This is a genomic window from uncultured Sneathiella sp., assembly GCF_963973085.1.
In the GTDB taxonomy this organism is placed as follows: Bacteria; Pseudomonadota; Alphaproteobacteria; order Sneathiellales; family Sneathiellaceae; genus Sneathiella.
On record NZ_CAXAXA010000004.1, the window covers coordinates 310,205 to 332,450 of the forward strand.

Here is a 22,246-nt window from a genome sequence, read left to right on the forward strand (position 1 = left end):
ATATCGCTTTCCGCCGTCTAAATCTCTAGGCCGAAATGCTACCCGCCATGAAGTCAGCCATACGTTTGGAAAAGGCAACGGGGTCTGCGACCGGGTCTCCTTCAACGATATGGGCCTGATCAAGCAGAAGTAGAGCTGCATCCTGAAGAGCGTCGGAGGCCCCGTTTTTCTTACTGCTCGCCGCAAGTTTCTTGATCAGCGCATGTTTCGGGTTCAGCTCCAAAATACGCAGGCTCTCTCCCGCGCCAAATTGTTTATGGGCCTTAAGCAGTTTTTCAAGATGGATATCCATATCACCGTCATCCGCAACAAGGCATACGGGGCTCCCGGTTAGGCGGACAGAGGCCCGAACGTCCTTGACTTTGCCTTCCAACGCCGTCTTGAAAAACGCGATCAGACTATCTAATTCGCCATCTTCCGGCTTTGGCTCATCCGTCGTTTCCGCATCTGTATCTGTAAACTTGTCCAGTTCCGCAGCGCCACGTGTCACTGACTTGAACGGCTTGCCATCAAATTCATGTGTCCGACTTAGCCAGAAGCTATCGACGGCGTCCGCCAGCAACAGAACCTCAATTCCCTTAGCGGCGAACCCTTCAAGCTGAGGGCTTGATTTCAGGGCACCGAGGTCTTCACCGGTAATATAGTAAATAGCGTCCTGACCTTCCTTCATGCGGGACACATAGTCAGCGAGACTTGTCTTTGTTTCGCCTGCCGTGCTGTTGAATAGCGATATTTTCAGAATGCGATCCCCATTCACTGCGTCTTCGTAAATCCCTTCTTTGAGGACCGCTCCGAAATTATCCCAGAATTTTGCATAATTCTCAGAATCCTTGGATACTTTCTTTTCAAGCTCTCCCAATACTTTCTTGACCAGGCCGCTCCGGATTTTCTGCAGTACGGGGTTATGTTGTAGCATCTCACGACTGACGTTGAGCGGTAGGTCCTCGGAATCGACAACTCCCCTTAAGAACCGGAGGTAAGCCGGGATCAGCTCCTCGCAGTCATCAGTAATGAAGACCCGTTTCACATAAAGCTTCAGATGTGATTTGCGTTCCGGATTGAACAAATCAAACGGTGGCTGCTCAGGCACGAACAGCAACACAGTATATTCAATCCGCCCTTCCGCCCGGCTGTGCAGCGTCAGCCAGGGGGTATCGAACGCTTGTCCCACATGATGATAGAATTCGGTATATTGCTCTTCGGTTATTTCATTTTTGGACCGGGTCCAAAGGGCGCTTGCACTGTTAAGGGTTTCATCCTCCTCACCCTCCTTGGAAGCTTTCAGGATAACAGGCAGTGCAATATGATCCGCATAGGTCTTTACAATCTGACGAAGACGCGCCGGCTCCAGAAACTCTTTGGCTTCTTTGCGCATATGCAGGACAATCGTCGTGCCACGTGTCTCCCGCGTGCCTGAATCAATTGTGAATGTACCATGACCTGCAGACGACCAAACCGCCGCAGAATTATCCCCTGCCCGACGGCTCGTCACCGTGACCTTGTCGGCCACCATGAACGCGGAATAGAAACCAACACCAAATTGGCCGATCAGCTTGACATCCTTGCTTGCATCGCCGGTCAGCTCTTCGGAAAAGCGAGAAGTGCCAGACCGGGCAATCGTACCCAGATTTTCTACCATGTCCTGTTCAGACATGCCGATGCCGTTATCTTCAATTGTGAGGGTTCCGGCTTTCTCGTCAATTGTGATGACGATTTTAAATTCCGGATCCTCTTTTATCAGATCCGGCTTAGTCAGCGCTTCATAGCGCAACCGATCACAGGCATCAGAGGCATTGGATATCAATTCGCGCAGAAAAATTTCCTTCTCGCTGTAAAGCGAATGCGTCACGATATCTAAAAGTTTGGCGACTTCTGCCTGAAATTCATGTGTATGATCTGTCATTTCCATCCTGCATCTCAGAAAAAATTCTTCTGACGTCTATATGACCGGTCAGGTAAGTTCATTCAAGGGCAAAAAGGGGATTTTAAAAGGCAGGAATGTGAATCTGGCCCACCCCGAGGGGCGCAGAAAATCGGGGCAGGCCATTCACAGATCATCAACATATTTTCATAAGTTGAAGGTGATCGGTACGAATATCATATATTTATTTGGAATGATCGTTCAAGTACTAATTTTAAAAATCGGCCATAATCTGGTTCGTGAATTCACATCCGGGCAATATGTGTCGTCCTCATGTAGACACCAACAAAATGACGGACCTTGCCGATGCCCCAGATTAAGTCGCAAAGTGACCCCCGCCCCTATGCGCCACCAAAACCTCTGTATGAACAGGTTAAATCCTATGTGTTGAGAAATATAGAATCCGGGCAATGGCCTGCCTATTTCCAGCTGCCGTCCGAGCATACGCTGGTCCGTGAGATGGGGATTTCCCGCATGACCATACATAGAGCGTTGCGTGAACTAACCCAGGCCGGATATCTGGAACGTATTCAAGGTGTCGGTACCTTTGTCACCTCCCCGAAAAAGCAGCCGAAGATCCTGGAAATTCGGGAAATCGACGATATTATCCATTCTCGCGGTGGGCGCCACCAATGCGATGTGCATTTTCTGCAGGCTGAAGAAATCGAGAAAGGCATCGCCGCGACGATAGCGATGACGCCAGGAGAAGAGGTGTTTCGCTCCTACTTCGTGCATCGGGAGAATGGAGTTCCTGTCATGTTAGAGGACCGCTACGTTCATCCGGCATTCATGCCGGACTATCTCAGCCTGGATTTCAGCCGAATAACCGCCGACACATATCTCAGCCGCAAGTTTGCCCTGCTGTCACATACCCATAGCATACAGGCCGCCGTCTCAAATGCCGAGATCAATCATTTTCTGGAACTGGAGGCAACAACAGCCTGCCTTGTCGTCAACCGAAAAAGCTGGCTCGGAGATGACGTCGTCACGACCGCACGCTTGGTCTTCCCGGGCAATCGCATACAGTTTACGTGAGGATCACAGAAAACAATTACCCTGCTTTATACAGCAGCAACCGTTGGCGTCGAATTGTCAGCCTTACCCGCTTTCGCGGCCGTTTTTCCTGCGCCCTTGGCTGACGTTGTGTACAGATTCTTCAATGCGTCGACGACCAGTTCCTTGTTGATATAAGGATCAGCCCCCTGATATTTGCAGGCCGCAATTATCTGATCGACAATGAATTTTGGCTGATAGCAGGCGAGTTCGAAACTGTTATTCACCTGTAGTTCTTCAACCACTGTATCCAAAACCTCGTCAGTAATTTCCAAACCACGGGAGCTACCAACCATCTTGAAGATTTCGGAATACTGCTCACGGGACGGCCCGACAGTTTCAAGCTTGTACGGGATACGACGCAGAAAAGCGGGGTCCATAAGATCGTCCGGCGACAGGTTGGTGGAGAAGATCACAAGCTCATCAAACGGTAACGAGAAGCTTTTTCCGGTGTGCAGTTTCAGATAATCAATCCTGCTTTCCAGAGGAACAATCCAGCGATTAAGCAGGTCTTCCGGGCTGACAAGCTGTCGGCCAAAGTCATCGATGATAAAAGTGCCATTGGAGGCTTTTACATGGAGCGGTGCTTCATAATATTTTGCATGTGGATTAAAACTGAGATCGAGCATTTCCAGGGTAAGTTCGCCACCCGTAATGACAACCGGCCGTTCACAGGGAACCCAGCGACCGTCAAATTCTTCACGGCGAAGCCCGGAATTTTTTGTTCTTTCATGCTCGCTGCCGAATTTCGGCTTGTGAATCGCCGGATCAAAAACCTTGATGATCTGGCCGTCCACTTCAAAGCAGTATGGAACATAGATAACATTGGCAAAAATCTCGGCGACCTTTTCCGCAACTGTCGTCTTACCGTTGCCCGGAGGACCGTATAGGAGAATGCTCTTACCAGCATTAACACCAGGGCCGAGGCGGCGCACGAAGTCTTCGGTTATGACGAGATTTTCGAAGCTTTTTTGAATTTTTTCCTGCTCAACCCGCTCATTCGTAATTTTCTGCTGGTTGATCCGGGCCTGATAATTCGACAAGGAAACGGGAGCCGGGCCAACATACTGGTTTTGCTCCAACGCCTCAATTGCATAACGCTTCCCCGTTTCCGTCATGACATAACGGGTTTCCGAAAAGGTTGATTGATCTGTGTTACCAAGAGATTCCAGAAACTTACGATCACCGGCTTCCTGAATAAGGCGATTCACAACACCGATCGGTAACTTGATTGCACCCGACAGTTCAGACGCGGTTTCCAGGCTGTTGACATACATTAGCTTGAATAGAATACGCAGCAGATTGGCGTGCGGAATACCGGTTTCCTCAACGGATTTGGGCGCACGCGGCGCCTCATAAATGGCCCGGTCGAGCTGATCCTGGGTCAACGCACCGAGGGCAACAAGGTTATCACCGAGCCGCCCACCATTTTCTTTCTGCCGATGAAGGGCAATTTTTATATCCTCAGGCGTCACCAAGTTTTGCGCCAACAAGATATCACCGATGAGCATTCATATTCTCCAGTTCTGTTTCCGCCATTTTCTTTCAGTCAAGCCAGAAAAGCCGAAATTCGACAGATAGTCCGCCAATAACCTCCCAAGTCTTATCTGATTTTCGTTAACGCAAGGTTATCCACAGGAAAAAAATTCAATTTTCTTTACCCGCCACAACAGTCTTTTTCGTGTTGAATATAATTCAATTGATACGCAAATGAGTTGTCTGATTGAAACTAAGGTTGTACTCCTGTTCATCAGAAGATGAACCAACGCTGAAACTTGCGGGAAATGCCATGGCCGATTACAAAGCATTACTATCCGTTTTTTCAAAGGATCGTGTAGGCCTTATCTCATTGGTCACAGGACATCTTTTCGACAAAGGCATCAATCTGGAGGATACATCTTTCGCCGTTCTCGGAAAGGGTGGCGAGTTCACAAGTGTAATTGATATTCCGACTGATCTCTCAGAAAAAGCCCTTATCGACGAATTGCATTCCCTTGAAGGAATGGAAAGTGCGGATATTGATGTCCGCCGTTTTTCTTTCGGGGATGTTGACACTCCGCCTACAGAAGTAACCCACTATATCCATTGCGAAGGGCCCGACCAACCGGGAGTGCTTGCCCGGCTTTCAGAAGTATTCATTGATTTCGACGCGAACATTGTGCGGCTGAAATCCGATCAGATAGATCAGAACGGTAAAAAGAAATTCATTACCCGCTTCTCAGTGTACATCCCGCAGGCGCGCGTCAGCAATTGTCTCGCCGCACTTGACAATACCGCAAGCGCACTTGGGCAGACTTTGTCTGCGGAGACCGCATATGAGGAATAGTTTTTAGCTGTTCCTGAAAAAAAGAAATCCGAACAGCGCCATGTTGAACACGGCTATAAACGCCGCAATAATCGCAATTGGTTCATATTCCGGCATTCCTGCATAGAGAAGACCAACGCCAAGCGTTAATCCAATCACAGTCACATGAGCCAGCCAATAAGTGAGAGGTGCAAGTTTGGCCTCCGCGACAATTGGCCAGTTCTTATATATAAGCCCCATCAATGCCATCGTCACCCAGCCCAAAAGATTCAGATGCGCATGCGTTGGCATTTGCGAATGATCTTGCGACGCCGCCATATAAATCCCAAGGATCATGCCCAGTATAATGTATATGATCGACGACTTGATAAATCTTCCCGCCAGCATAGGTCTCCCTCCCCCTCCCATTTTAAAAATCAGCAAATCAGCGTGATTTCAATCAAGTAAAGAGAAGCTCAAATTTAAGTAAACTTCAATTGCTATTTTCACTTTGGAGGCGATCCAGAAGATAAAACATGACTTCAAGGACGGAACTGCCGAGTTTTCGCGCCCGTTCCGGTGACCAGCCGTATTTCACATCGGGCCTGTCTGCCGTATCCTTGAACGGCATTTCCAGCGTCATGGCAAGGCAGCCAAAATACTCGCTGACGTGGTTGACGCACAACGTCATGTTCCCGGCCCCCTTCTTTGGGATAGGGTAGCCGTGCCGTGTTTGGAAGTCTGGATTGATTTTCTGCCAACTACGCTTGAAATCTGTCAGCAGCCTGTCTTTCTCCGCATTCCAGCTCGGAATGCCCTGGGCGCCGGCTATGAAGTTGTGGGGCAAGCCCTCATCTCCGTGAACGTCGAGGCAAAAATCAACGCCGGTTTCCCGCATTTTTTCCCGTACGAGATAAACTTCTGGGCTCCTCTCCATGTCCGGCTCCTGCCATTCCCGGTTAAGGTTGGCGCCCGCCGCATTGGTGCGCAGGTGTCCACGGCGACTCCCGTCCGGGTTCATGTTCGGCACAACATGAAAGCAGGCCGCATCCAGAAGGGCGTTTGACACGGCATCATTCGGATCCCGCAAGCGATCCAGAAACCCTTCCATCCACCATTCCGCCATCGTTTCACCAGGGTGTTGGCGCGCGATCAGCCAGAAATTCTTCTTGTCCCTACCTGTTTCTCCAATGGTGAGGAGGTCCACATCCTGACCGTCAGCAGTCTTGCCCAAAACGGACTGCGACACCCTCGGCGATAGAGCTGACCGCGCAATCAGGTCCGCATGCCGCTCCATCGAGTAGGGAGCAAAATAGGCATAATAGACAGAATTAGATTCCGGCTTATGGGTCAGTATTAGCTCGCCATCCTGATAAGCTGTCTCAATCCGGAACCAGTCTTCACGATCATAGGACGCTACAGCACGATAGCCTTCCCAGCCGCGCACATAGGATGCATCGCCCGCATTCTTCAACCGCATTACGCAGTCACGTCCTTTCATCCCGCTGAGGCGAAAGTAAAACCACTGGAAAAACTCAGCATTTGTATCCTGTCGGATACGCAGTTGAATATCTAATGGGTCGTCGCATGTATCGCACTCAATGTTACCGCCATCGAACGCACTGCTCACCTGAATCATACACGTCCTTTCAAGCTACCGGCATCTTTAGACGCGCAATAGGCGCGCCAGCCGCCAAACCCGGTAATTTCATTTTGTCCGTCGCAAAGCAGGGCCTCCCCAAGAACGCCGAGTTCCATCTCCCCGTCGGAAAGCTCAATCTTTCCGATGCAAAGCCCAGGAGGTTCCTGTTTCAGAATACGAGCTAAACCGCCAGTCGGCACTTCCCAAATCTCCAAATCAATGGCCTTTCCACCGATTGCCACTTTCTGCATCGCGGGATGTTTGTCATTAATTGACCAGAGGCGATAGCAAGGGGCCGTTTGTGCCTCTTTTACGAACCGGGAGTTCACTGCAATCAAGTTCCCGTTCAATTCAAAACCCCGCATCAATGTACCATTTACAGCCAGCAATACTGACGTCATGCGGAGCTCTCCTCTATGAAAAATCACCTATATTCATGCCGTTTAAAACCACTTAAGTTTCTTGAACAGCAATATCTGCAACCCGACAAGCACTAAAAGAATTCCAGAGAATATATAAAAGGCATAGGGGTTTTCGACGCCCGGGATACCCCCGACATTGATCCCGAGCAGGCCGGTCAAAAATCCCAGGGGAAGGAAAATCGCCGCGATAACCGAAAGTACATAGAGATTCCGGTTCAACCGATCCGCAAGAATGTTCGCCAGTTCATCTTTCACTATCTGGGCTCGTTCACGAATGGCATCCAAATCCTCCACATAGCGCATCAGATGATCATAGCTTTCCTGTAGATGTCGTTTGTGCGGGACGCCTATCCAGGGCAGATCCGACAAGCGTAGTTGCCCGATTGCATCCTTCTGCGGGGCCATGTAGCGGCGCAAGATAATCGCCTCTTTTCTGATTCCAATAATCTGTTCACGAAGTATTGTATCCGGGTTTTCAAGGATTTTTTCCTCGACATTATCCGTCTCTTCGTCAAGCTCCAGCAGGACTGGTGCCATTCGTTCGGTCAATCTGGAAATCAGCATATTGATAAACTGGCCTGCATCCTTCGGTCCCTTGCCGGCTTTAATTCTCTCTTCAATATCCGGAACGGCCTTTAACTGACGCCGCTGAACACTGACGATACGAGCTGGATCAATCCATAGGCGAATGGAAACCATATCTTCCGGATCCGCATTCTCGTTCAGATTAACGCCCCTCAAGATGATCAGCGCACCGTTCCCAATTTCCGCAATGCGAGGACGGGTCTCCTCAGCCAGCAATGCGTCCACAACAAACGGATCGAGATAAGAAATTTCCTTATCAAGCCATGGCTTGGTGTCCGGATGACCCAGATCGAGATGAACCCATGCAAGGGTTTCCTTTTTCAGTTCGCGAGAAATAGCCTTGTCGCTGACAGATTGGCCACCGCCTTCACCGTCAAAATCATAGGCAAGCAGAATGGGGCTACTCATTTCAGGGTCTCCGAATTCTTGATGTGCAGATCCCGCTGCGGGAATGGAATCTCGATATCGTTTTCCTTGAACTTCCGCCAGATCGCAAACATTACTTCGCTGCGCGGGCGGATGCGCCCCTCGGCAACGTCCTCAACCCAGAAATAGAGCGTGAAGTTTACGGAGCTATCGGCAAAATCAACCAGAAAGCACTCTGCTTCAGGCGTGTCCATACACCGTGGGTGCTCTTGCGCCGCCTCGGTAATAAGCCGGGCGGCGAAATCAAGGTCCGTACCATAGGCAACACCGACGTTGATATCAACACGGCCGCGAGAATTACTAAAGGTCCAGTTTGTCACACGGTTCGTTATGAAATCTTCATTCGGGACCATGGTTTCATGTCCGTTGAAGGTTTCAATCCGGGTATATCGCGCGCCGGTTTCCCTGACAAAACCACTGGTCCCATCGCCAAGCTCGATCAAATCCCCTTCTTCGACGGATTTCTCGAATAACAGAATGATCCCGCTGATGAAATTAGAGGCGATTTTCTGCAAGCCAAAACCGATACCAATGCCGAGAGCACCACTAAAAACTGTAAGCGCCGTCAGGTCGATCCCCAGCACTCCCAGTACAAACAGGAACGCCAAAAAATAAATTACGATCTGGATCGCCTTGATAATCAGCGCCCGATTACTGGACCGGATGCGCTTTATGGATTTGATCCGATTTTCCAGCATCTCGGAAATGATGCCGACCAACCAGAAAAGGACGATGATGATCGTAACGGCCTTCACCAGCAGATAGACAGAAAACCGCATCTCTCCGAGGTGAAAAGCAAATTTGTCAGAATCGAGAAATTCGCGAACGGGCTGGAGATAGCCGAGGTAGCCGAAAATTATAAATCCGGCGACGACTAGCACCAATAGCAACTTGGCAACCCATGCGCGCGGTTTAAAAATCGAGGTCCAGAACTTCGTCATCGGTAAAGCATTACTCCCACCAACACATAGGGGGAATAATACTGCACATCAGCTTTTTGGCCATGATTTTCTGTTACAATTGGCCCGGCAGCGGCACAAAAACCTCAACGCTGCAACTCGACCATGAGTTCCGGGTATTTGGATACCAACCGCAAGAGGTTGTTCATCGGTTGTGATATTGTGACCTTGCCGGTTTCATATTTTTGAAAGGCATTTGGCCCGCCGCCAAAGATCTGGCCTGCTCGACGTTGCGACAAGTTAAGATCGGTACGTACTTCCCGAATTCTTTCGGGCGTCATGACGCCCAGAAATTCAGCCTTTAGCTCCGCCTTGATCCGCGCCACATCGTCCCATGCACTCTCTTCCACCATACCCTCGGCACAGTCTGAATTGGTGCAATAGAGCCCCGGAAGGTCTACCTGGCTTTGTAAATGTTTGTAATCAATTGCGTATGTGCGAATTTGGCGTTCAACATCACCGCCACATAAAGGACAGGCCATAATCTTCCTCAACAAATAACTCTACATGAAATGAATTAAACGATTAAGGGCTGGTAACAATAGACTATGGCACCAATATGGCGCCCTTGCGTCACGACGCCTGCACGGAAGCTTCATCTCAGAGACCGCCCTTGTCGAGTATAAACCCGGCAACCTCAGCAACCCCTTTCCCTGCCTTGATATTCGTGAAGACGAAAGGTCGCTCTCCGCGCATTTTCTTTGAATCCCGATCCATAACACCCAAATCAGCGCCAACATACGGAGCAAGGTCAATCTTGTTGATCACCAACAGATCAGAGCGGGTGATTCCGGGCCCGCCCTTGCGGGGGATTTTGTCTCCGGCAGAGACATCAATGACATAGATTGTGATGTCCGCCAGCTCAGGGCTGAATGTGGCGGCAAGATTATCCCCGCCGGATTCAATCAAGATCAGCTCCAGGCCGGTAAATTTTTCTGAGATGTCTGCGACAGCAGCGAGGTTGATGGACGCATCCTCACGGATAGCGGTGTGCGGGCACCCCCCCGTCTCAACACCAACAATCCGGTCAGGCGAAAGCGCCCCGGAGCGTGTTAGAAATTCCGCGTCCTCACGGGTGTAAATGTCGTTCGTGATAACCGCGATATTGTAGTCATCCCGCAAATACTTACACAGCGCATCTGTAAGAGCGGTTTTCCCGGACCCTACCGGGCCGCCAATTCCGACACGCAAAGGTCCGTTGAGTGCTGACGTCATGATCTGAAAAGCCTCGTATATTGTGTTTCATGTAAGGAAGAGCACCAGTCAACCATCAGGGTTGCCGAGCCCAGGTCATCTAATGTTGCCCCCATGGCGTAGGTCGCAACATGCCCGGTTTTTTCCGCGAACGACGCAATCGCACGCTGTCCGTCCGTTTGACCAAGTGGAACAATGCGCACCGCCGCAGAAACAAGGTTGGAGACAAATCCGTGAAGATATGCTGTCAGTGTTTCCTGAAGCGGCAACCTGTAGTCGGCGGCCGCAATCCCGATGGCAACAGGATGAATAACCGGCCCCGACCAATATGCCTTCAGCGCGTCAAGATTTTCAGACTGCGGGCCTGCATCGGAAGTAACCCGGATAAAGGCGCGGCCCTGCTGCGTGGTTTCAAGCGAAATCTCTTTCGTTGACGCGAACGCATGGCCCGTCTCCGCGATTTCTTTCAATGTTTCCACATCATGGTCCAGCGCCGCCCGATAGGCGGTTGCGAGTAAAATACAGTCAGACTTTCCGCTACCATGTTCCAGAATATCGTCAATCCAGGAGATGAGACCCTCCACACTGGTCAGCAAACCCGCCTCAACGGCATATTCGATGCCGTGACTATAAGTATAGGCACCGATTGGATAGGAAGGCGACATCCAGGACATCAGTTGAAAAAGGGCCCGGTTATCCATGACTGTGCCCATGTGAAGGACCGTGATCGTGCCCTTCCGTCTCGCCATGCCCATACGCGCCGCCTTCCGGGTTAAAAGGAGCCTCCAAGCGTTCCACAATTGCACCGAGTTTGACCAGCATTTCCTCTATCACATGATCCTGCCGGATACGCATCCGGTCCGCCATCAGTTCCGTTGGAAGATGCCGGTTCCCCAGATGCCAGGCGATGCGCACGAGATGCGCCAAATTCAGTGATCGAATATCCGCGACGGGCTCATCCTTTGCTCGGACCAGAACACCGGAGCCATCGTCAAGCGGCAGAATATCACCGTCGCGCAAGGTTTTTACTTCCTGCAGGTTAAGCAAAAATTCTATTCCACTGTCCGTTGTCAATTTTATCCGGCGGCGGCGGCGGCTATCGAAATCGAGGGTTATCGTATCAAGGATATTTCCTTCGAACTTGGTATCTTTAGGGCATACGGCGCTGACCTGGTTCATGATCTAATACATAAAATAGCGTTGCGCCATCGGCAATTCCGATGCGGGCTCGCAGGTTAGCAATTCCCCATCCGCGTGAACCAGATAGGTCTCCGGATCGACATCGATTTTCGGCGTGAAGCTGTTATGGATCATCGATGATTTGCTAATGCCGGAGCGGGTATTCTTTACCGGCAAAAGCTCCCTCTCCAACCCTAACTCGCCCTTCAAATCATATTGCAGCGATGCTTCGCTGACAAATGTGACAGAACTCGCCGTCAGGCTTTTACCGAACGCCCCAAACATCGGACGGTAATGAACGGGCTGCGGCGTTGGAATGGATGCATTGGGATCCCCCATCGGAGCGGCGACGATTGTTCCGGATTTCAGCACCAAATCCGGTTTTACTCCAAAAAATGCGGGAGACCAGAGCACGAGGTCCGCCAGCTTTCCCGTTTTGATGGAGCCGACATATTCATCAATACCTTGAGCAATGGCCGGGTTAATGGTGTATTTCGCGATATAGCGCTTTACCCGGAAATTATCATTTTCCCCTGTTTCCTCCACAAGGCGTCCACGCTGCTTTTTCATTTTATCCGCCGTCTGCCAGGTCCTTATCAGGACTTCGCCGACCCGTCCCATAGCCTGACTGTCCGACGCGATGATGGAAAACGCACCCATATCATGAAGAATATCCTCCGCCGCAATAGTCTCCTTGCGAATGCGGCTTTCAGCGAAAGCAACATCTTCCGGTATGTTCGGGTCCAGATGGTGGCAGACCATCAGCATATCCAGATGCTCGTCGATGGTATTCACAGTGAAGGGCCGCGTTGGATTGGTCGAGGACGGAAGCACATTTTCCTCCCCCACAACCTTGATAATATCCGGTGCATGCCCGCCGCCCGCCCCTTCCGTATGAAAGGCATGGATCGTCCGGTTTTTGAACGCCGCCACTGTATTTTCAACGAAGCCCGACTCGTTCAATGTGTCCGTATGGATCAGTACCTGCACATCCATATCGTCGGCAACCGCGAGGCAACAATCTATCGCCGCCGGCGTCGTGCCCCAATCCTCATGCAGTTTTAGGCCACAGGCCCCGGCCTGCACCTGTTCCACCAGTGGCTCGGGCTTGCTGGCATTGCCTTTTCCGAAGAAGCCGAGGTTCATGGGAAATGCTTCTGCCGCCTGCATCATCCGGGCAAGATGGAAGGCTCCGGGAGTGCAGGTGGTGGCATTCGTTCCCGTCGCCGGTCCCGTACCGCCGCCCATCATAGTTGTCACTCCGCTGTACAAGGCGTCATCAATCTGCTGCGGGCAAATGAAGTGGATATGCACATCAAGCGCGCCAGCCGTCAGAATTTTCCCTTCCCCCGCAATCACTTCTGTGGATGGGCCAATGATAATATTGACATCGGACTGGATATCAGGATTTCCGGCCTTGCCGATTGCGTGAATTTTACCGTCACGCAAGCCGACATCTGCCTTGACGATGCCCCAGTGATCGATGATCAGGGCATTGGTGATAACCGTATCGACGGCACCGTCTGCGCGCGTTACCTGTGATTGCCCCATGCCGTCGCGGATCACTTTGCCGCCACCGAACTTGACCTCCTCACCATAGGTGGTGAAGTCCTTTTCAACCTCGATAAAAAGCTCGGTATCGGCAAGACGGACTTTATCGCCCGTTGTCGGTCCGAACATGCCGGCATAAGCACCTCGCGAAAAGGTAACCGCCATCTTTAATCTCCCTTGTCCAACGGGCCCATAACGGCCTGATTAAATCCGTATATCTTGCGTGCTCCGGAAATCGCAACAAGCTTCACATCCCGTGTCTGGCCGGGTTCGAACCGGATCGCTGTGCCGGACGGAATATCAAGACGAAATCCCTTTGCAGCCTCCCGATCAAACTCAAGTCCTGGATTCGTTTCCGCAAAGTGATAATGGCTTCCCACCTGAACGGGACGATCCCCCGTATTCGATACCGTCAGGGACATTGACTGGCGCCCCGCATTCAACTCGATATTTCCCTCGGCCGGGATAATTTCTCCTGGTTTCATCTCGGGCTCCTTATCGAATGGGATCGTGAACAGTGACCAGCTTGGTCCCGTCAGGGAAAGTGGCTTCTACCTGAACTTCATGGATCATGTCGGCAATCCCGTCCATAACCTGTTCCTCGCTGACAACGGTACCGCCTTCGCTCATCAATGTTGCGACGGATTTACCATCACGTGCACCTTCGATCACGTAATCAGTTATCAGGGCAATAGCTTCTGGATAATTGAGTTTTACCCCCCGCGCCAGCCGCTCGCGCGCCACCATGGCCGCCAGAGAGACCAGCAATTTATCCTTTTCCCGTGGTGTGAATTGCATACTCCGCCCCTTTTATTGATTTTCCCATGCTTTTGGCAGCGCGACAGGATATCCTGATAACGTCGATCTCAATTGCGTCAAAATACGTGCAAGTGCCCGGCGAAGGTCATACCCGGTTTCGGCCATGACCCGCATGATCAGTAGTTCATCCCTGCAGGTGACCGCCGCTCTGACGCCACAGTCCCGTGCGAAGGTTTGCGCGGTTTCCAGGTATGTCGAGGCGGCATCATCCGCCACCAGAATGGTCGCGACTCCCCTTGCGCCCGCAAGGACCGCTGGTCGCTTTGTCTCAACATCGATGTCCCCGTCCAGCATGAACTGATCGACCCAATGGAGTTTGCCGTCCCGCCAGATTTTCCAGCCATCCCGCACATACGCCGAGTGTAGCGTCTCTCCGTAGGCAGCGCGTCCAAAAACCGTCGCCTCCAGCGCTATCAGGCGACTTCCCGTTTCCAGATGTACCTTATTCATTCGACGAAGGCGGCTCTTTTCAAAAAGTATGGTCTCCTGGGGGAGCCACTCAAGCGTAGCCCCGGCGCCCACCTGCATTTCCGCCTCAATAACCGCCGTATTACCAACCGACTTATAAATTTTCTCTGCCGCCTGCCCGGAAACTGTGAGGCCCGCACCCGGGCCCAATGTAACCTGATAGGCCATGTGATCTCCGCCTGTCAGGCCTCCCGCCGTGTTAATCAGGACAGCCTCGGGATATTCTGAGTGATCAACTTTCGGGAACCGAACCCGGCCGCATCCTTGCTGATAAAGATGGGCAAGTTTCGATGCATCCTTTTTCCGGCGGAACCTTATTTCCACGCGACCTTCAGAACGGGCAAGCGCCGCGGGCGCTTTTTCCATTGCAACCGGAATTGCAGTACGATCAGGATCAAACAGTAAGGTATTTTCGAACGTCACTTTCCAGCATATCCTCTTTCGCACCAGCCAAGACCACTTCACCGCGATCCATGACGGCGAAACGATCCGCCAGATCGCGCGCAAACTCAAAATATTGCTCGACCAGCAGGATCGCCATATCCCCGCGTTCACGCAACAGTTCTATTACTTTTCCGATATCCTTGATGATGGACGGCTGGATTCCTTCCGTCGGCTCATCAAGAACAAGAAGCTTGGGCCTCATCACCAGAGCCCGGCCAATTGCCAATTGCTGCTGCTGCCCGCCGGACAGATCGCCCCCCCTTCTTCTTAGCATATCTTTAAGAATGGGAAACAGGTCAAAGATTTCTGCAGGAATATATCTTTCCTTGAGCGGGAGTGCGGCAAACCCCGTCTTGAGATTCTCATGAACGGTCAGAAGCGGAAAAATCTCGCGTCCTTGCGGGATGACGGCAATTCCTTCGCGGGCACGCTGATGCGCGCTCATATTTGTAATATCCTTGCCATCCCAGACGATCTTGCCGCTTGAGACCGGGTGTTGCCCGACAATTGCCCTGAGCGTACTGGTTTTCCCCACGCCGTTCCGGCCCAACAGGGAGGTAACTTCGCCTTTCTTCACCTCCAGTGAGACATGCCGCAGAGCCTGGCTCGCGCCATAGAAAAGATCGACATTTTCAACAGTCAGCATGATCAGCGCCCCAGATATACTTCAACGACACGTTGGTTGTTTTGCACAGTATCCAGGCTGCCTTCGGCGAGGACAGAACCTTCATGTAACACCGTTACCTTCGATTTAAGTGCCCGCACAAACTCCATATCATGCTCCACCACCACAACGGAATGAGTCGCGGATATATCACGCAGCAAAATAGCAGTCTGCTCAGTCTCAGCATCGGTCATGCCTGCGACCGGTTCATCGACTAGCAATAAATCCGGATCCTGCATCAGCAACATGCCAATTTCCAGCCACTGTTTCTGCCCATGAGAGAGGCTGCCGGCAAGATCGCCCGCTCTTTCTGTAAGCCGAATGGTGCCTAGTACATCCATTATTCGCGCGACCTCATCATCATTAAGCGCCGCAAAAAGCGTTGTTATGACACTCTTGTCGCCTTTCAATGAAAGCTCAAGATTGTGAAAGACAGTCTGGCTTTCGAACACCGTCGGTTTCTGAAACTTGCGACCTATCCCAAGGTTCGCGATATAAGCTTCGTCATGTTTTGTAAGGTCAATGCCATTCTTGAAAAAGACTTCGCCCGTATCCGGTTTCGTCTTGCCCGTGATCACATCCATCATCGTCGTTTTACCAGCCCCGTTGGGCCCGATAATCGCCCGCATTTCACCAGGCTCAATCACAAAGCTGAGATTGTTCAATGCCTTGAAACCGTCGAAACTGACACTGACACCGTCGAGATAAAGGATCGACGTGAAGTCCTGATCATTTGACTCTTTGGGAGGGGTTGTCATTGTTCTTCTTTCACTGAAACTGGCATGCTCATATCAGGGTTTCGCCGCCGTGTGTTCTTTAGTTTGTCTATCCATATTCCTGCCGTCCCCACAATGCCCTTGGGCAGGAAAAGAGTGGTGAAAATGAACAGCCCCCCCAGGAAATAGAGCCAGGCCTCGGGGAAACTACCGGTGAAATAGCTCTTACCCCAATTGATGAGGAAGGCACCGAGAACAGCTCCCCACAGGGTACCCCTACCGCCGACCGCCACCCAGATCACCACTTCAATCGAGTTGGCGGGAGAGAATTCAGACGGATTGATAATACCAACCTGCGGCACGTAAAGCGCTCCGGCAATTCCGGCCAGTACAGCCGACACAACAAAGACAAAAAGCTTGTAATATTCCACCCGATAGCCGGAGAAGCGCGTCCGGCTCTCCGCGTCACGAATAGCGATAAGCACCCGGCCAAGTTTTGATTGAGTGATAAAGCAGCACACCAGATAACCAAACGCCAATGCAATCAGGGAGGCGACAAAGAGGCCGAGCCTTGTTCCCGTCGCCTGCAAATCAAAGCCCAGAATATCCTTAAAATCCGTCAGGCCGTTGTTCCCACCAAATCCCATGTCATTGCGGAAGAAGGCCAGCAGCAGGGCATAAGTCATGGCCTGCGTGATAATCGAAAGATATACCCCGGTCACCCGCGAACGGAAAGCAAACCAGCCAAAGACAAAAGCGAGGAGGCCCGGCACGACGATCACCATCAGCATGGCAAAAGGGAACATATCGAACCCGTACCAATACCACGGCAGCTCAGTCCAGTTCAGGAACACCATGAAATCCGGCAGAATTGGATTGCCATAGACACCGCGATCTCCGATCTGGCGCATCAGGTACATCCCCATGGAATAACCACCTAGCGCAAAAAAAGCACCGTGACCAAGGCTAAGGATACCTGCAAACCCCCAGATAAGGTCCACGCTGAGAGCCAGAAGCGCAAAGCAGATATACTTGCCCATCAGGCTGACCAGGTAGGTCGGCACGTGGAAAGGCGAGCTCGGCGGGAGGAACATATTACTGAGAGGAACAAGGAGGGCGGCAACAAGAAGAATCCCCAAAAACGTCTTGCCGCCGCCCGGAAGACCCGTCATGAGGGAAACAAACGGGCCTTTTTGTGCATTGTTTATCGCTTCCATGGCTTAATTCTCCACAGCGCGACCTTTAAGGGCGAATAGCCCCCTGGGTCGCTTCTGGATAAACAGGATGATGAAAACAAGAACCAGTATCTTGGCGAGTACGGCGCCGGTGTATGGTTCAAGGAATTTGTTGGTGATACCGAGGCTGAGGGCCCCCACTAAGGTCCCCCACAGATTACCGACGCCACCGAAGACAACGACCATGAAGCTGTCGATAATATAGGCTTGGCCAAGATTGGGGCTGACATTGTCGATCTGGCTCAACGCGACACCGGCCATGCCCGCAACGCCAGAGCCAAGCCCGAACGTCATGGCGTCAACCCAACCGGTCCGGATTCCCATCGAGGCGCCCATCTTGCGGTTCTGGGTGACGGCACGCATCTGCAAACCGAAGGAGGTTTTACGCAGAACCAGCATCAGCATCATCAGGACCGCCGCCGCGAAAAATATAATGGCGATTCGGTTGTAGGTCAGCGCCAGTCCGCCGGTAATTTCCCATGTCCCGCTCAACCAGTCAGGAGAGGAAACTTCCTTGTTTGTAGGGCCAAAGATTGTGCGGACGAATTGCTGAAGTATCAGGCTCAGCCCCCATGTCGCGAGCAGGGTTTCAAGCGGTCGCCCATAGAGGAAGCGGATGATACTCCGCTCGATCGCGACACCGCAGAGACCCGCGACGATAAAAGCTGCGGGAATCGCTGCGATGAGCGAAAAGGTAAGAAGTTCCGGAGCGAATGTCCGGCATAGTTCCTGGACCACATAGGTCGTATAGGCACCGATCATGACCATTTCACCATGCGCCATATTGATGACCCCCATAACGCCGAAGGTGATGGCAAGACCAATCGCGGCCAACAGAAGAACTGATCCGAGCGAGATGCCCTGAAAGATATTCTCAATGACCGCCATAAAGGCAAGTTTCTCGTCAATCCTGGCCAGCGCCGTTTCTATATTATCAGCAAGCTGCAATTCTTCGGGCGATGGGGTCTCAATGGCGGCGAGCCTGTTCGCTTCACCGCTCAGCAGAAATTTGATTTCCGGGTCATGCAGTTCCTGTAACAGAAGAAGCGCCTCCTCCTGAACTGGCAAAGTCTCGCCATGGACAAAGTTTAGAGCAGCCAGAGCCCGGCGCATGGCCGTCGCGACCCTCTCGTCGGTTTCCGCGGCGAGGGCATCTGTCAAGGGAACCTGCATTTCCTTCGGACGACTCTTGAAGACAGCATCGGCCGCCTTCAGCCGAAGAAGCGGGTCATCATTCAGAAGTGTGAGCCGCCCAAGAAGGTCATTGATCAGGCCCCGCATCCGGTTGTTAATACGGATTTTAGACATATCCCCGCTTTGCAGGTCACCGAGATCTTCATCGGTCAGAATATCCGTGACCAGATCTCCACCGGCAGTCGGCTTGCGGTATACCAGGCGATCATCGGCCTTGAGTGCATATAGATCCCCGGCCAGCAGCGTCTCCAGTATTAGAATTGCGCGCGCATCTCCGGTAGCGGCAACGGCCTCTGTTGCCTGGATCTTATCGTTGTAACTTTTTGAAAGAAGGCCTTTTGCCGCCTCTTCTAGGTCGGCCCGCGCCGATGCCTGAATTGCCACTGTGAAAAGCAGCGCCGCAACAATAATTTTCAGAATAATCCGCATGGGGGTTTCCGGATTCTCGCTTTAATTTATGGGAGGAAGAAGGGTCGGACGAACGCCGACCCTTCGATACGTTATCAATCAGTACATCGGCTTTTCACAGCCACCGCAGACGTATGGATAAGTCCAGTCTGCAATCAGCTTCGCACTTTCGGGAATATAATCACTCCACGCGTCGCCAACGACAACGTCTTCTGTCCGCCAGACCGTTTCAATCTGTCCATTGTCCTGGATTTCACCAATAAGCACCGGCTTGGACAGGTGATGATTGGTGTTCATGACAGCCGTACCGCCGGTCAGATTTTTGACTTTCTGGCCATACATTGCCTGACGCACCGCATCGACATCCGTGGTACCTGCCTGTTGAACAGCCTGCGCCCACATCTTAAAACCGATATAGGTTGCTTCCATTGGGTCATTGGTGACGCGTTTATCGTCACCGATGAAGGCTTTCCACTTCTTGATGAAGGCATCATTTTCTTCGCTTTCAATGCTCATGAAGTAGTTCCAAGCAGCGAGATGGCCGACCAGCGGCGCCGTATCGAGACCGGCCAGTTCTTCTTCACCAACCGAGAAAGCGACGACAGGAATGTCCGCAGCATCAATCCCCTGGTTGCCAAGCTCTTTATAGAAAGGAACGTTGGCGTCACCGTTAATGGTGGAAACTACAGCGGTTTTCTTGCCTTCCGAGCCAAACTTTTTAATATCGGAAACAATCGTCTGCCAATCGGAGTGGCCGAATGGAGTGTAGCTGATCATGATGTCTTCCTCAGCAACACCCTTGGCTTTGAGGAAAGATTCAAGGATTTTGTTCGTCGTACGCGGATAGACATAGTCTGTACCGGCAAGAACCCAGCGCTTTACATTGCCACCTTCTTCGCTCATCAGATATTCAACAGCCGGAATCGCCTGCTGGTTCGGTGCAGCGCCGGTGTAAAATACATTGCGTGAGCTTTCTTCGCCTTCATACTGCACCGGGTAAAAGAGCATGCTGTTCAGTTCTTCGAAAACCGGCAGAACCGATTTGCGCGATACGGATGTCCAGCAACCGAAAACTACATCGACTTTCTCCACTTCGATCAGTTCGCGCGCTTTTTCCGCAAACAGAGGCCAGTTCGAAGCGGGATCAACCACAACCGCCTCAACCTTCTTGCCCAAAAGGCCGCCATTTTTATTAAGATCGTCAACCATCATGAGGACCGCGTCCTTCAATGTTGTTTCCGAAATTGCCATCGTGCCGGACAGGGAATGCAAAACCCCTACCTTGATCACGTCATCTGCAGCCTGGGCCGTCCCCAGACCGAGAGCGCTTGTCGCCAACATGGCCGCGCCGGTAATCACACCTGCGACTTTGCGTAGTCCTAACATTTGATGATGCCTCCATAGCACATTGTTTTTTTGCAGTGCCCTGTAAAAAGCAAGGGTCATGCCAAATGTCGAGCCTCAGGCTTTTGTCATTGTTATCTAATTGATATTATTATCAATTTTTAATTAGTGCATAAGAGGGTGCGAAGCAAAACATGGTTAAGACTTCAACAGCCTCATCATTTATGATTATTTTTTATGCATATTTATGGCAACCCTGATGAGACAGATCATTTTTGACTGTTTTTTAGGCAATTTGACATTCTTTACCCTGCTTTCACTGTGGCATTTCTTTTTGGGCTGTGAAACACTGAGCAAGAACCGCTGAACTTTAATCACGGTCAGGGAGGGAAGAATGAGGAAGTTACTTTATGTGGCAGTTATGGCAATGATCATGAGCGGAACAGCGTCGGCAGCAGACAATCGGGTCGACGGATTGCGGCCGGACGCACCTGAGCTTGCCGCCCCCGGAGATCATGCTATTGGTGTTCGAACGCTTGAACTTGTAAACAAGGGGCAGGTCGACATCCTGAAAGTCGAGGCGGGCAAACCGCTGCCGCAGTATGACCGTCCGCTGACTGTGGAAGTCTGGTATCCTTCCGATGGCACAAATCGAGGTGGTGAATACAAGGATGTCTATATTCGCGATGGCCAGACAAGAGTTACACTTTACGGGCAGGCGGTGCGCGATGCCGCGCCAGCAAAACCCGCGCAGGCCTTTCCGCTGGTAATTATCTCGCACGGTTTTCCAGGCAATCGTTTCCTTCTTAGCCATCTGGCCGAAAACCTTGCATCAAAAGGGTATGTCGTAGCGTCCATCGACCATACGGACAGCACGTACCATGATAAGGCGGCCTTCGGCAGCACGCTGGTCAACCGGCCGCTGGATCAGAAATTCGTCCTCGAGGAGATGGATCGATTAAGCAAGGATACGAGCAGCTTTCTGAACGGACTGGTAAATGCAGAAACCGCCGGTCTTATCGGTTATTCCATGGGCGGCTATGGCTCGGTGATCACAGCCGGCGGCGGCGTTACTGAAGCCAGCACAGAGTATAGCTGGGGTGCACCTGCCGGCACATTAAAGAGAATGGTTGCAGGGACTGATGAACATGAGTCCCTGATGGATGGTCGATTTAAGGCGATCGTCTCAATCGCCCCATGGGGCATGAACACCGGATTTTGGGATGCGAAGGGGCTCGCCGGGATCCGTGTCCCAATGTTTTTCATCGCCGGAAGCGCAGACGACGTGTCCGGATATGAAAACGGAACGCAGGCAATTTTCAACAATGCCGTAAACACAGACCGCTACCTCCTGACATTCGAAAATGCAAATCATAACGCGGCCGCTCCCATTCCGGCCCCAATAGAGTCATGGCAACCAGCCGAGGGGCTCGATTTTGTTCCGTTTGAACATTACGCGGATGCTGTCTGGGATACCGTGCGAATGAATAATATCACACAACATTTCGTCACCGCCTATTTCGGGGAGAAACTGAAAGGTAACGACGGCATGCAGAGTTATCTGGATATCATTGAAGTTGCCAATGATGGCGTTTATGCGGTTGAGAAAGACGGAACTCCCAAGCCTGAACATACCTATTGGACCGGCTTTCAGAACCGTACCGCCAAAGGCCTCAAACTGGAGCATAAAAGCAAGGGAAAATAGCGCTCTTGCCATTGACAAGGCCTGAAAGCCATA

General features: G+C 51.5%; 23 protein-coding genes. 3 read left to right on the forward strand and 20 right to left on the reverse strand.

From position 1 onward, the window contains the following. Positions 1 to 25 precede the first annotated feature (25 nt). The gene (gene htpG, locus AACZ19_RS12205) at positions 26 to 1,903 is read right to left on the reverse strand and encodes a molecular chaperone HtpG (protein WP_339634297.1); all 1,878 of its coding nucleotides are present in this window, start codon (positions 1,901 to 1,903) and stop codon (positions 26 to 28) included. 324 nt (positions 1,904 to 2,227) lie between these two features. Here htpG and AACZ19_RS12210 point away from each other — a divergent pair, with 324 nt between their 5' ends. Beyond that, a complete protein-coding gene (locus AACZ19_RS12210; protein ID WP_339634298.1) occupies positions 2,228 to 2,956 on the forward strand; it encodes a UTRA domain-containing protein in 729 nt (242 codons plus the stop codon). 26 nt (positions 2,957 to 2,982) lie between these two features. Here the strand turns inward: AACZ19_RS12210 and AACZ19_RS12215 are convergent, their stop codons facing one another. Then, complete coding sequence (locus AACZ19_RS12215; RefSeq protein WP_339634299.1) at positions 2,983 to 4,485, reverse strand: AAA family ATPase; 1,503 nt, start codon at positions 4,483 to 4,485, stop codon at positions 2,983 to 2,985. Between the two features lie 278 nt (positions 4,486 to 4,763). On the opposite strand from AACZ19_RS12215, the gene AACZ19_RS12220 reads away from it, so the two are divergent. Continuing rightward, positions 4,764 to 5,300: a hypothetical protein gene (locus AACZ19_RS12220; RefSeq protein WP_339634300.1), complete on the forward strand. Its 537-nt coding sequence runs from the start codon at positions 4,764 to 4,766 to the stop codon at positions 5,298 to 5,300. Positions 5,301 to 5,303: 3 nt separating this feature from the next. Here the strand turns inward: AACZ19_RS12220 and AACZ19_RS12225 are convergent, their stop codons facing one another. The 18 genes from AACZ19_RS12225 to urtA all read right to left on the reverse strand — a co-directional run bounded on the left by AACZ19_RS12225 (position 5,304) and on the right by urtA (position 20,550). After that, complete coding sequence (locus AACZ19_RS12225; protein WP_339634302.1) at positions 5,304 to 5,666, reverse strand: hypothetical protein; 363 nt, start codon at positions 5,664 to 5,666, stop codon at positions 5,304 to 5,306. A gap of 85 nt (positions 5,667 to 5,751) precedes the next feature. Next, a complete protein-coding gene (locus AACZ19_RS12230; RefSeq protein ID WP_339634303.1) occupies positions 5,752 to 6,897 on the reverse strand; it encodes a M14-type cytosolic carboxypeptidase in 1,146 nt (381 codons plus the stop codon). Then, the gene (locus AACZ19_RS12235; protein ID WP_339634304.1) at positions 6,894 to 7,301 is read right to left on the reverse strand and encodes a hypothetical protein; all 408 of its coding nucleotides are present in this window, start codon (positions 7,299 to 7,301) and stop codon (positions 6,894 to 6,896) included. Before AACZ19_RS12235 ends, AACZ19_RS12230 begins: the two co-directional genes overlap by 4 nt. A gap of 42 nt (positions 7,302 to 7,343) precedes the next feature. Beyond that, on the reverse strand, positions 7,344 to 8,315 hold the full coding sequence (locus AACZ19_RS12240; protein WP_339634305.1) for a zinc transporter ZntB: 972 nt from the start codon (positions 8,313 to 8,315) through the stop codon (positions 7,344 to 7,346). Further along, positions 8,312 to 9,274, reverse strand: a complete 963-nt coding sequence (locus tag AACZ19_RS12245; protein ID WP_339634306.1) for a mechanosensitive ion channel domain-containing protein — start codon at positions 9,272 to 9,274, stop codon at positions 8,312 to 8,314. The genes AACZ19_RS12240 and AACZ19_RS12245 overlap by 4 nt, the downstream gene beginning before the upstream one ends. A gap of 104 nt (positions 9,275 to 9,378) precedes the next feature. After that, positions 9,379 to 9,774 carry a type II toxin-antitoxin system MqsA family antitoxin gene (locus AACZ19_RS12250; RefSeq protein WP_339634307.1) on the reverse strand — a complete coding sequence of 132 codons (396 nt, stop codon included), beginning with the start codon at positions 9,772 to 9,774 and terminating at the stop codon, positions 9,379 to 9,381. A gap of 118 nt (positions 9,775 to 9,892) precedes the next feature. Further along, a complete protein-coding gene (gene ureG / locus AACZ19_RS12255) occupies positions 9,893 to 10,507 on the reverse strand; it encodes an urease accessory protein UreG (protein WP_339634309.1) in 615 nt (204 codons plus the stop codon). After that, positions 10,504 to 11,235: an urease accessory protein UreF gene (locus AACZ19_RS12260; RefSeq protein WP_339634311.1), complete on the reverse strand. Its 732-nt coding sequence runs from the start codon at positions 11,233 to 11,235 to the stop codon at positions 10,504 to 10,506. The genes ureG and AACZ19_RS12260 overlap by 4 nt, the downstream gene beginning before the upstream one ends. Next, a complete protein-coding gene (locus tag AACZ19_RS12265; RefSeq protein WP_339634313.1) occupies positions 11,180 to 11,665 on the reverse strand; it encodes an urease accessory protein UreE in 486 nt (161 codons plus the stop codon). Before AACZ19_RS12265 ends, AACZ19_RS12260 begins: the two co-directional genes overlap by 56 nt. Positions 11,666 to 11,668: 3 nt before the next feature. Further along, the gene (gene ureC / locus AACZ19_RS12270) at positions 11,669 to 13,381 is read right to left on the reverse strand and encodes an urease subunit alpha (RefSeq protein WP_339634315.1); all 1,713 of its coding nucleotides are present in this window, start codon (positions 13,379 to 13,381) and stop codon (positions 11,669 to 11,671) included. A 2-nt stretch (positions 13,382 to 13,383) separates the two neighbouring features. Then, on the reverse strand, positions 13,384 to 13,701 hold the full coding sequence (locus tag AACZ19_RS12275) for an urease subunit beta (RefSeq protein WP_339634317.1): 318 nt from the start codon (positions 13,699 to 13,701) through the stop codon (positions 13,384 to 13,386). A 10-nt stretch (positions 13,702 to 13,711) separates the two neighbouring features. Next, a complete protein-coding gene (locus AACZ19_RS12280) occupies positions 13,712 to 14,014 on the reverse strand; it encodes an urease subunit gamma (protein WP_339634320.1) in 303 nt (100 codons plus the stop codon). Positions 14,015 to 14,026: 12 nt separating this feature from the next. Then, positions 14,027 to 14,926: an urease accessory protein UreD gene (locus AACZ19_RS12285; protein ID WP_339634322.1), complete on the reverse strand. Its 900-nt coding sequence runs from the start codon at positions 14,924 to 14,926 to the stop codon at positions 14,027 to 14,029. Further along, a complete protein-coding gene (urtE, locus tag AACZ19_RS12290; RefSeq protein WP_339634325.1) occupies positions 14,898 to 15,593 on the reverse strand; it encodes an urea ABC transporter ATP-binding subunit UrtE in 696 nt (231 codons plus the stop codon). The genes AACZ19_RS12285 and urtE overlap by 29 nt, the downstream gene beginning before the upstream one ends. 2 nt (positions 15,594 to 15,595) lie before the next feature. Then, positions 15,596 to 16,369, reverse strand: coding sequence for an urea ABC transporter ATP-binding protein UrtD (gene urtD / locus AACZ19_RS12295; RefSeq protein ID WP_339634327.1), 774 nt, complete (start codon positions 16,367 to 16,369; stop codon positions 15,596 to 15,598). Then, complete coding sequence (gene urtC, locus AACZ19_RS12300; RefSeq protein ID WP_339634329.1) at positions 16,366 to 17,544, reverse strand: urea ABC transporter permease subunit UrtC; 1,179 nt, start codon at positions 17,542 to 17,544, stop codon at positions 16,366 to 16,368. Before urtC ends, urtD begins: the two co-directional genes overlap by 4 nt. A gap of 3 nt (positions 17,545 to 17,547) precedes the next feature. After that, positions 17,548 to 19,185, reverse strand: coding sequence for an urea ABC transporter permease subunit UrtB (gene urtB, locus AACZ19_RS12305; protein WP_339634331.1), 1,638 nt, complete (start codon positions 19,183 to 19,185; stop codon positions 17,548 to 17,550). A 78-nt stretch (positions 19,186 to 19,263) separates the two neighbouring features. Next, positions 19,264 to 20,550: an urea ABC transporter substrate-binding protein gene (gene urtA / locus AACZ19_RS12310; protein WP_339634333.1), complete on the reverse strand. Its 1,287-nt coding sequence runs from the start codon at positions 20,548 to 20,550 to the stop codon at positions 19,264 to 19,266. 352 nt (positions 20,551 to 20,902) lie between these two features. Here urtA and AACZ19_RS12315 point away from each other — a divergent pair, with 352 nt between their 5' ends. Further along, a complete protein-coding gene (locus AACZ19_RS12315; protein ID WP_339634335.1) occupies positions 20,903 to 22,213 on the forward strand; it encodes a hypothetical protein in 1,311 nt (436 codons plus the stop codon). Positions 22,214 to 22,246 lie beyond the last annotated feature (33 nt).

Coding starts and splice junctions, on each gene's coding strand:
- htpG (WP_339634297.1), bottom strand. CDS start 1,903: ATGACAGATCATACACATGAATTTCAGGCAGAAGTCGCCAAACTTTTA.
- AACZ19_RS12210 (WP_339634298.1), top strand. CDS start 2,228: ATGCCCCAGATTAAGTCGCAAAGTGACCCCCGCCCCTATGCGCCACCA.
- AACZ19_RS12215 (WP_339634299.1), bottom strand. CDS start 4,485: ATGCTCATCGGTGATATCTTGTTGGCGCAAAACTTGGTGACGCCTGAG.
- AACZ19_RS12220 (WP_339634300.1), top strand. CDS start 4,764: ATGGCCGATTACAAAGCATTACTATCCGTTTTTTCAAAGGATCGTGTA.
- AACZ19_RS12225 (WP_339634302.1), bottom strand. CDS start 5,666: ATGCTGGCGGGAAGATTTATCAAGTCGTCGATCATATACATTATACTG.
- AACZ19_RS12230 (WP_339634303.1), bottom strand. CDS start 6,897: ATGATTCAGGTGAGCAGTGCGTTCGATGGCGGTAACATTGAGTGCGAT.
- AACZ19_RS12235 (WP_339634304.1), bottom strand. CDS start 7,301: ATGACGTCAGTATTGCTGGCTGTAAATGGTACATTGATGCGGGGTTTT.
- AACZ19_RS12240 (WP_339634305.1), bottom strand. CDS start 8,315: ATGAGTAGCCCCATTCTGCTTGCCTATGATTTTGACGGTGAAGGCGGT.
- AACZ19_RS12245 (WP_339634306.1), bottom strand. CDS start 9,274: ATGACGAAGTTCTGGACCTCGATTTTTAAACCGCGCGCATGGGTTGCC.
- AACZ19_RS12250 (WP_339634307.1), bottom strand. CDS start 9,774: ATGGCCTGTCCTTTATGTGGCGGTGATGTTGAACGCCAAATTCGCACA.
- ureG (WP_339634309.1), bottom strand. CDS start 10,507: ATGACGTCAGCACTCAACGGACCTTTGCGTGTCGGAATTGGCGGCCCG.
- AACZ19_RS12260 (WP_339634311.1), bottom strand. CDS start 11,235: ATGGCGAGACGGAAGGGCACGATCACGGTCCTTCACATGGGCACAGTC.
- AACZ19_RS12265 (WP_339634313.1), bottom strand. CDS start 11,665: ATGAACCAGGTCAGCGCCGTATGCCCTAAAGATACCAAGTTCGAAGGA.
- ureC (WP_339634315.1), bottom strand. CDS start 13,381: ATGGCGGTTACCTTTTCGCGAGGTGCTTATGCCGGCATGTTCGGACCG.
- AACZ19_RS12275 (WP_339634317.1), bottom strand. CDS start 13,701: ATGAAACCAGGAGAAATTATCCCGGCCGAGGGAAATATCGAGTTGAAT.
- AACZ19_RS12280 (WP_339634320.1), bottom strand. CDS start 14,014: ATGCAATTCACACCACGGGAAAAGGATAAATTGCTGGTCTCTCTGGCG.
- urtE (WP_339634325.1), bottom strand. CDS start 15,593: ATGCTGACTGTTGAAAATGTCGATCTTTTCTATGGCGCGAGCCAGGCT.
- urtD (WP_339634327.1), bottom strand. CDS start 16,369: ATGACAACCCCTCCCAAAGAGTCAAATGATCAGGACTTCACGTCGATC.
- urtC (WP_339634329.1), bottom strand. CDS start 17,544: ATGGAAGCGATAAACAATGCACAAAAAGGCCCGTTTGTTTCCCTCATG.
- urtB (WP_339634331.1), bottom strand. CDS start 19,185: ATGCGGATTATTCTGAAAATTATTGTTGCGGCGCTGCTTTTCACAGTG.
- urtA (WP_339634333.1), bottom strand. CDS start 20,550: ATGTTAGGACTACGCAAAGTCGCAGGTGTGATTACCGGCGCGGCCATG.
- AACZ19_RS12315 (WP_339634335.1), top strand. CDS start 20,903: ATGAGGAAGTTACTTTATGTGGCAGTTATGGCAATGATCATGAGCGGA.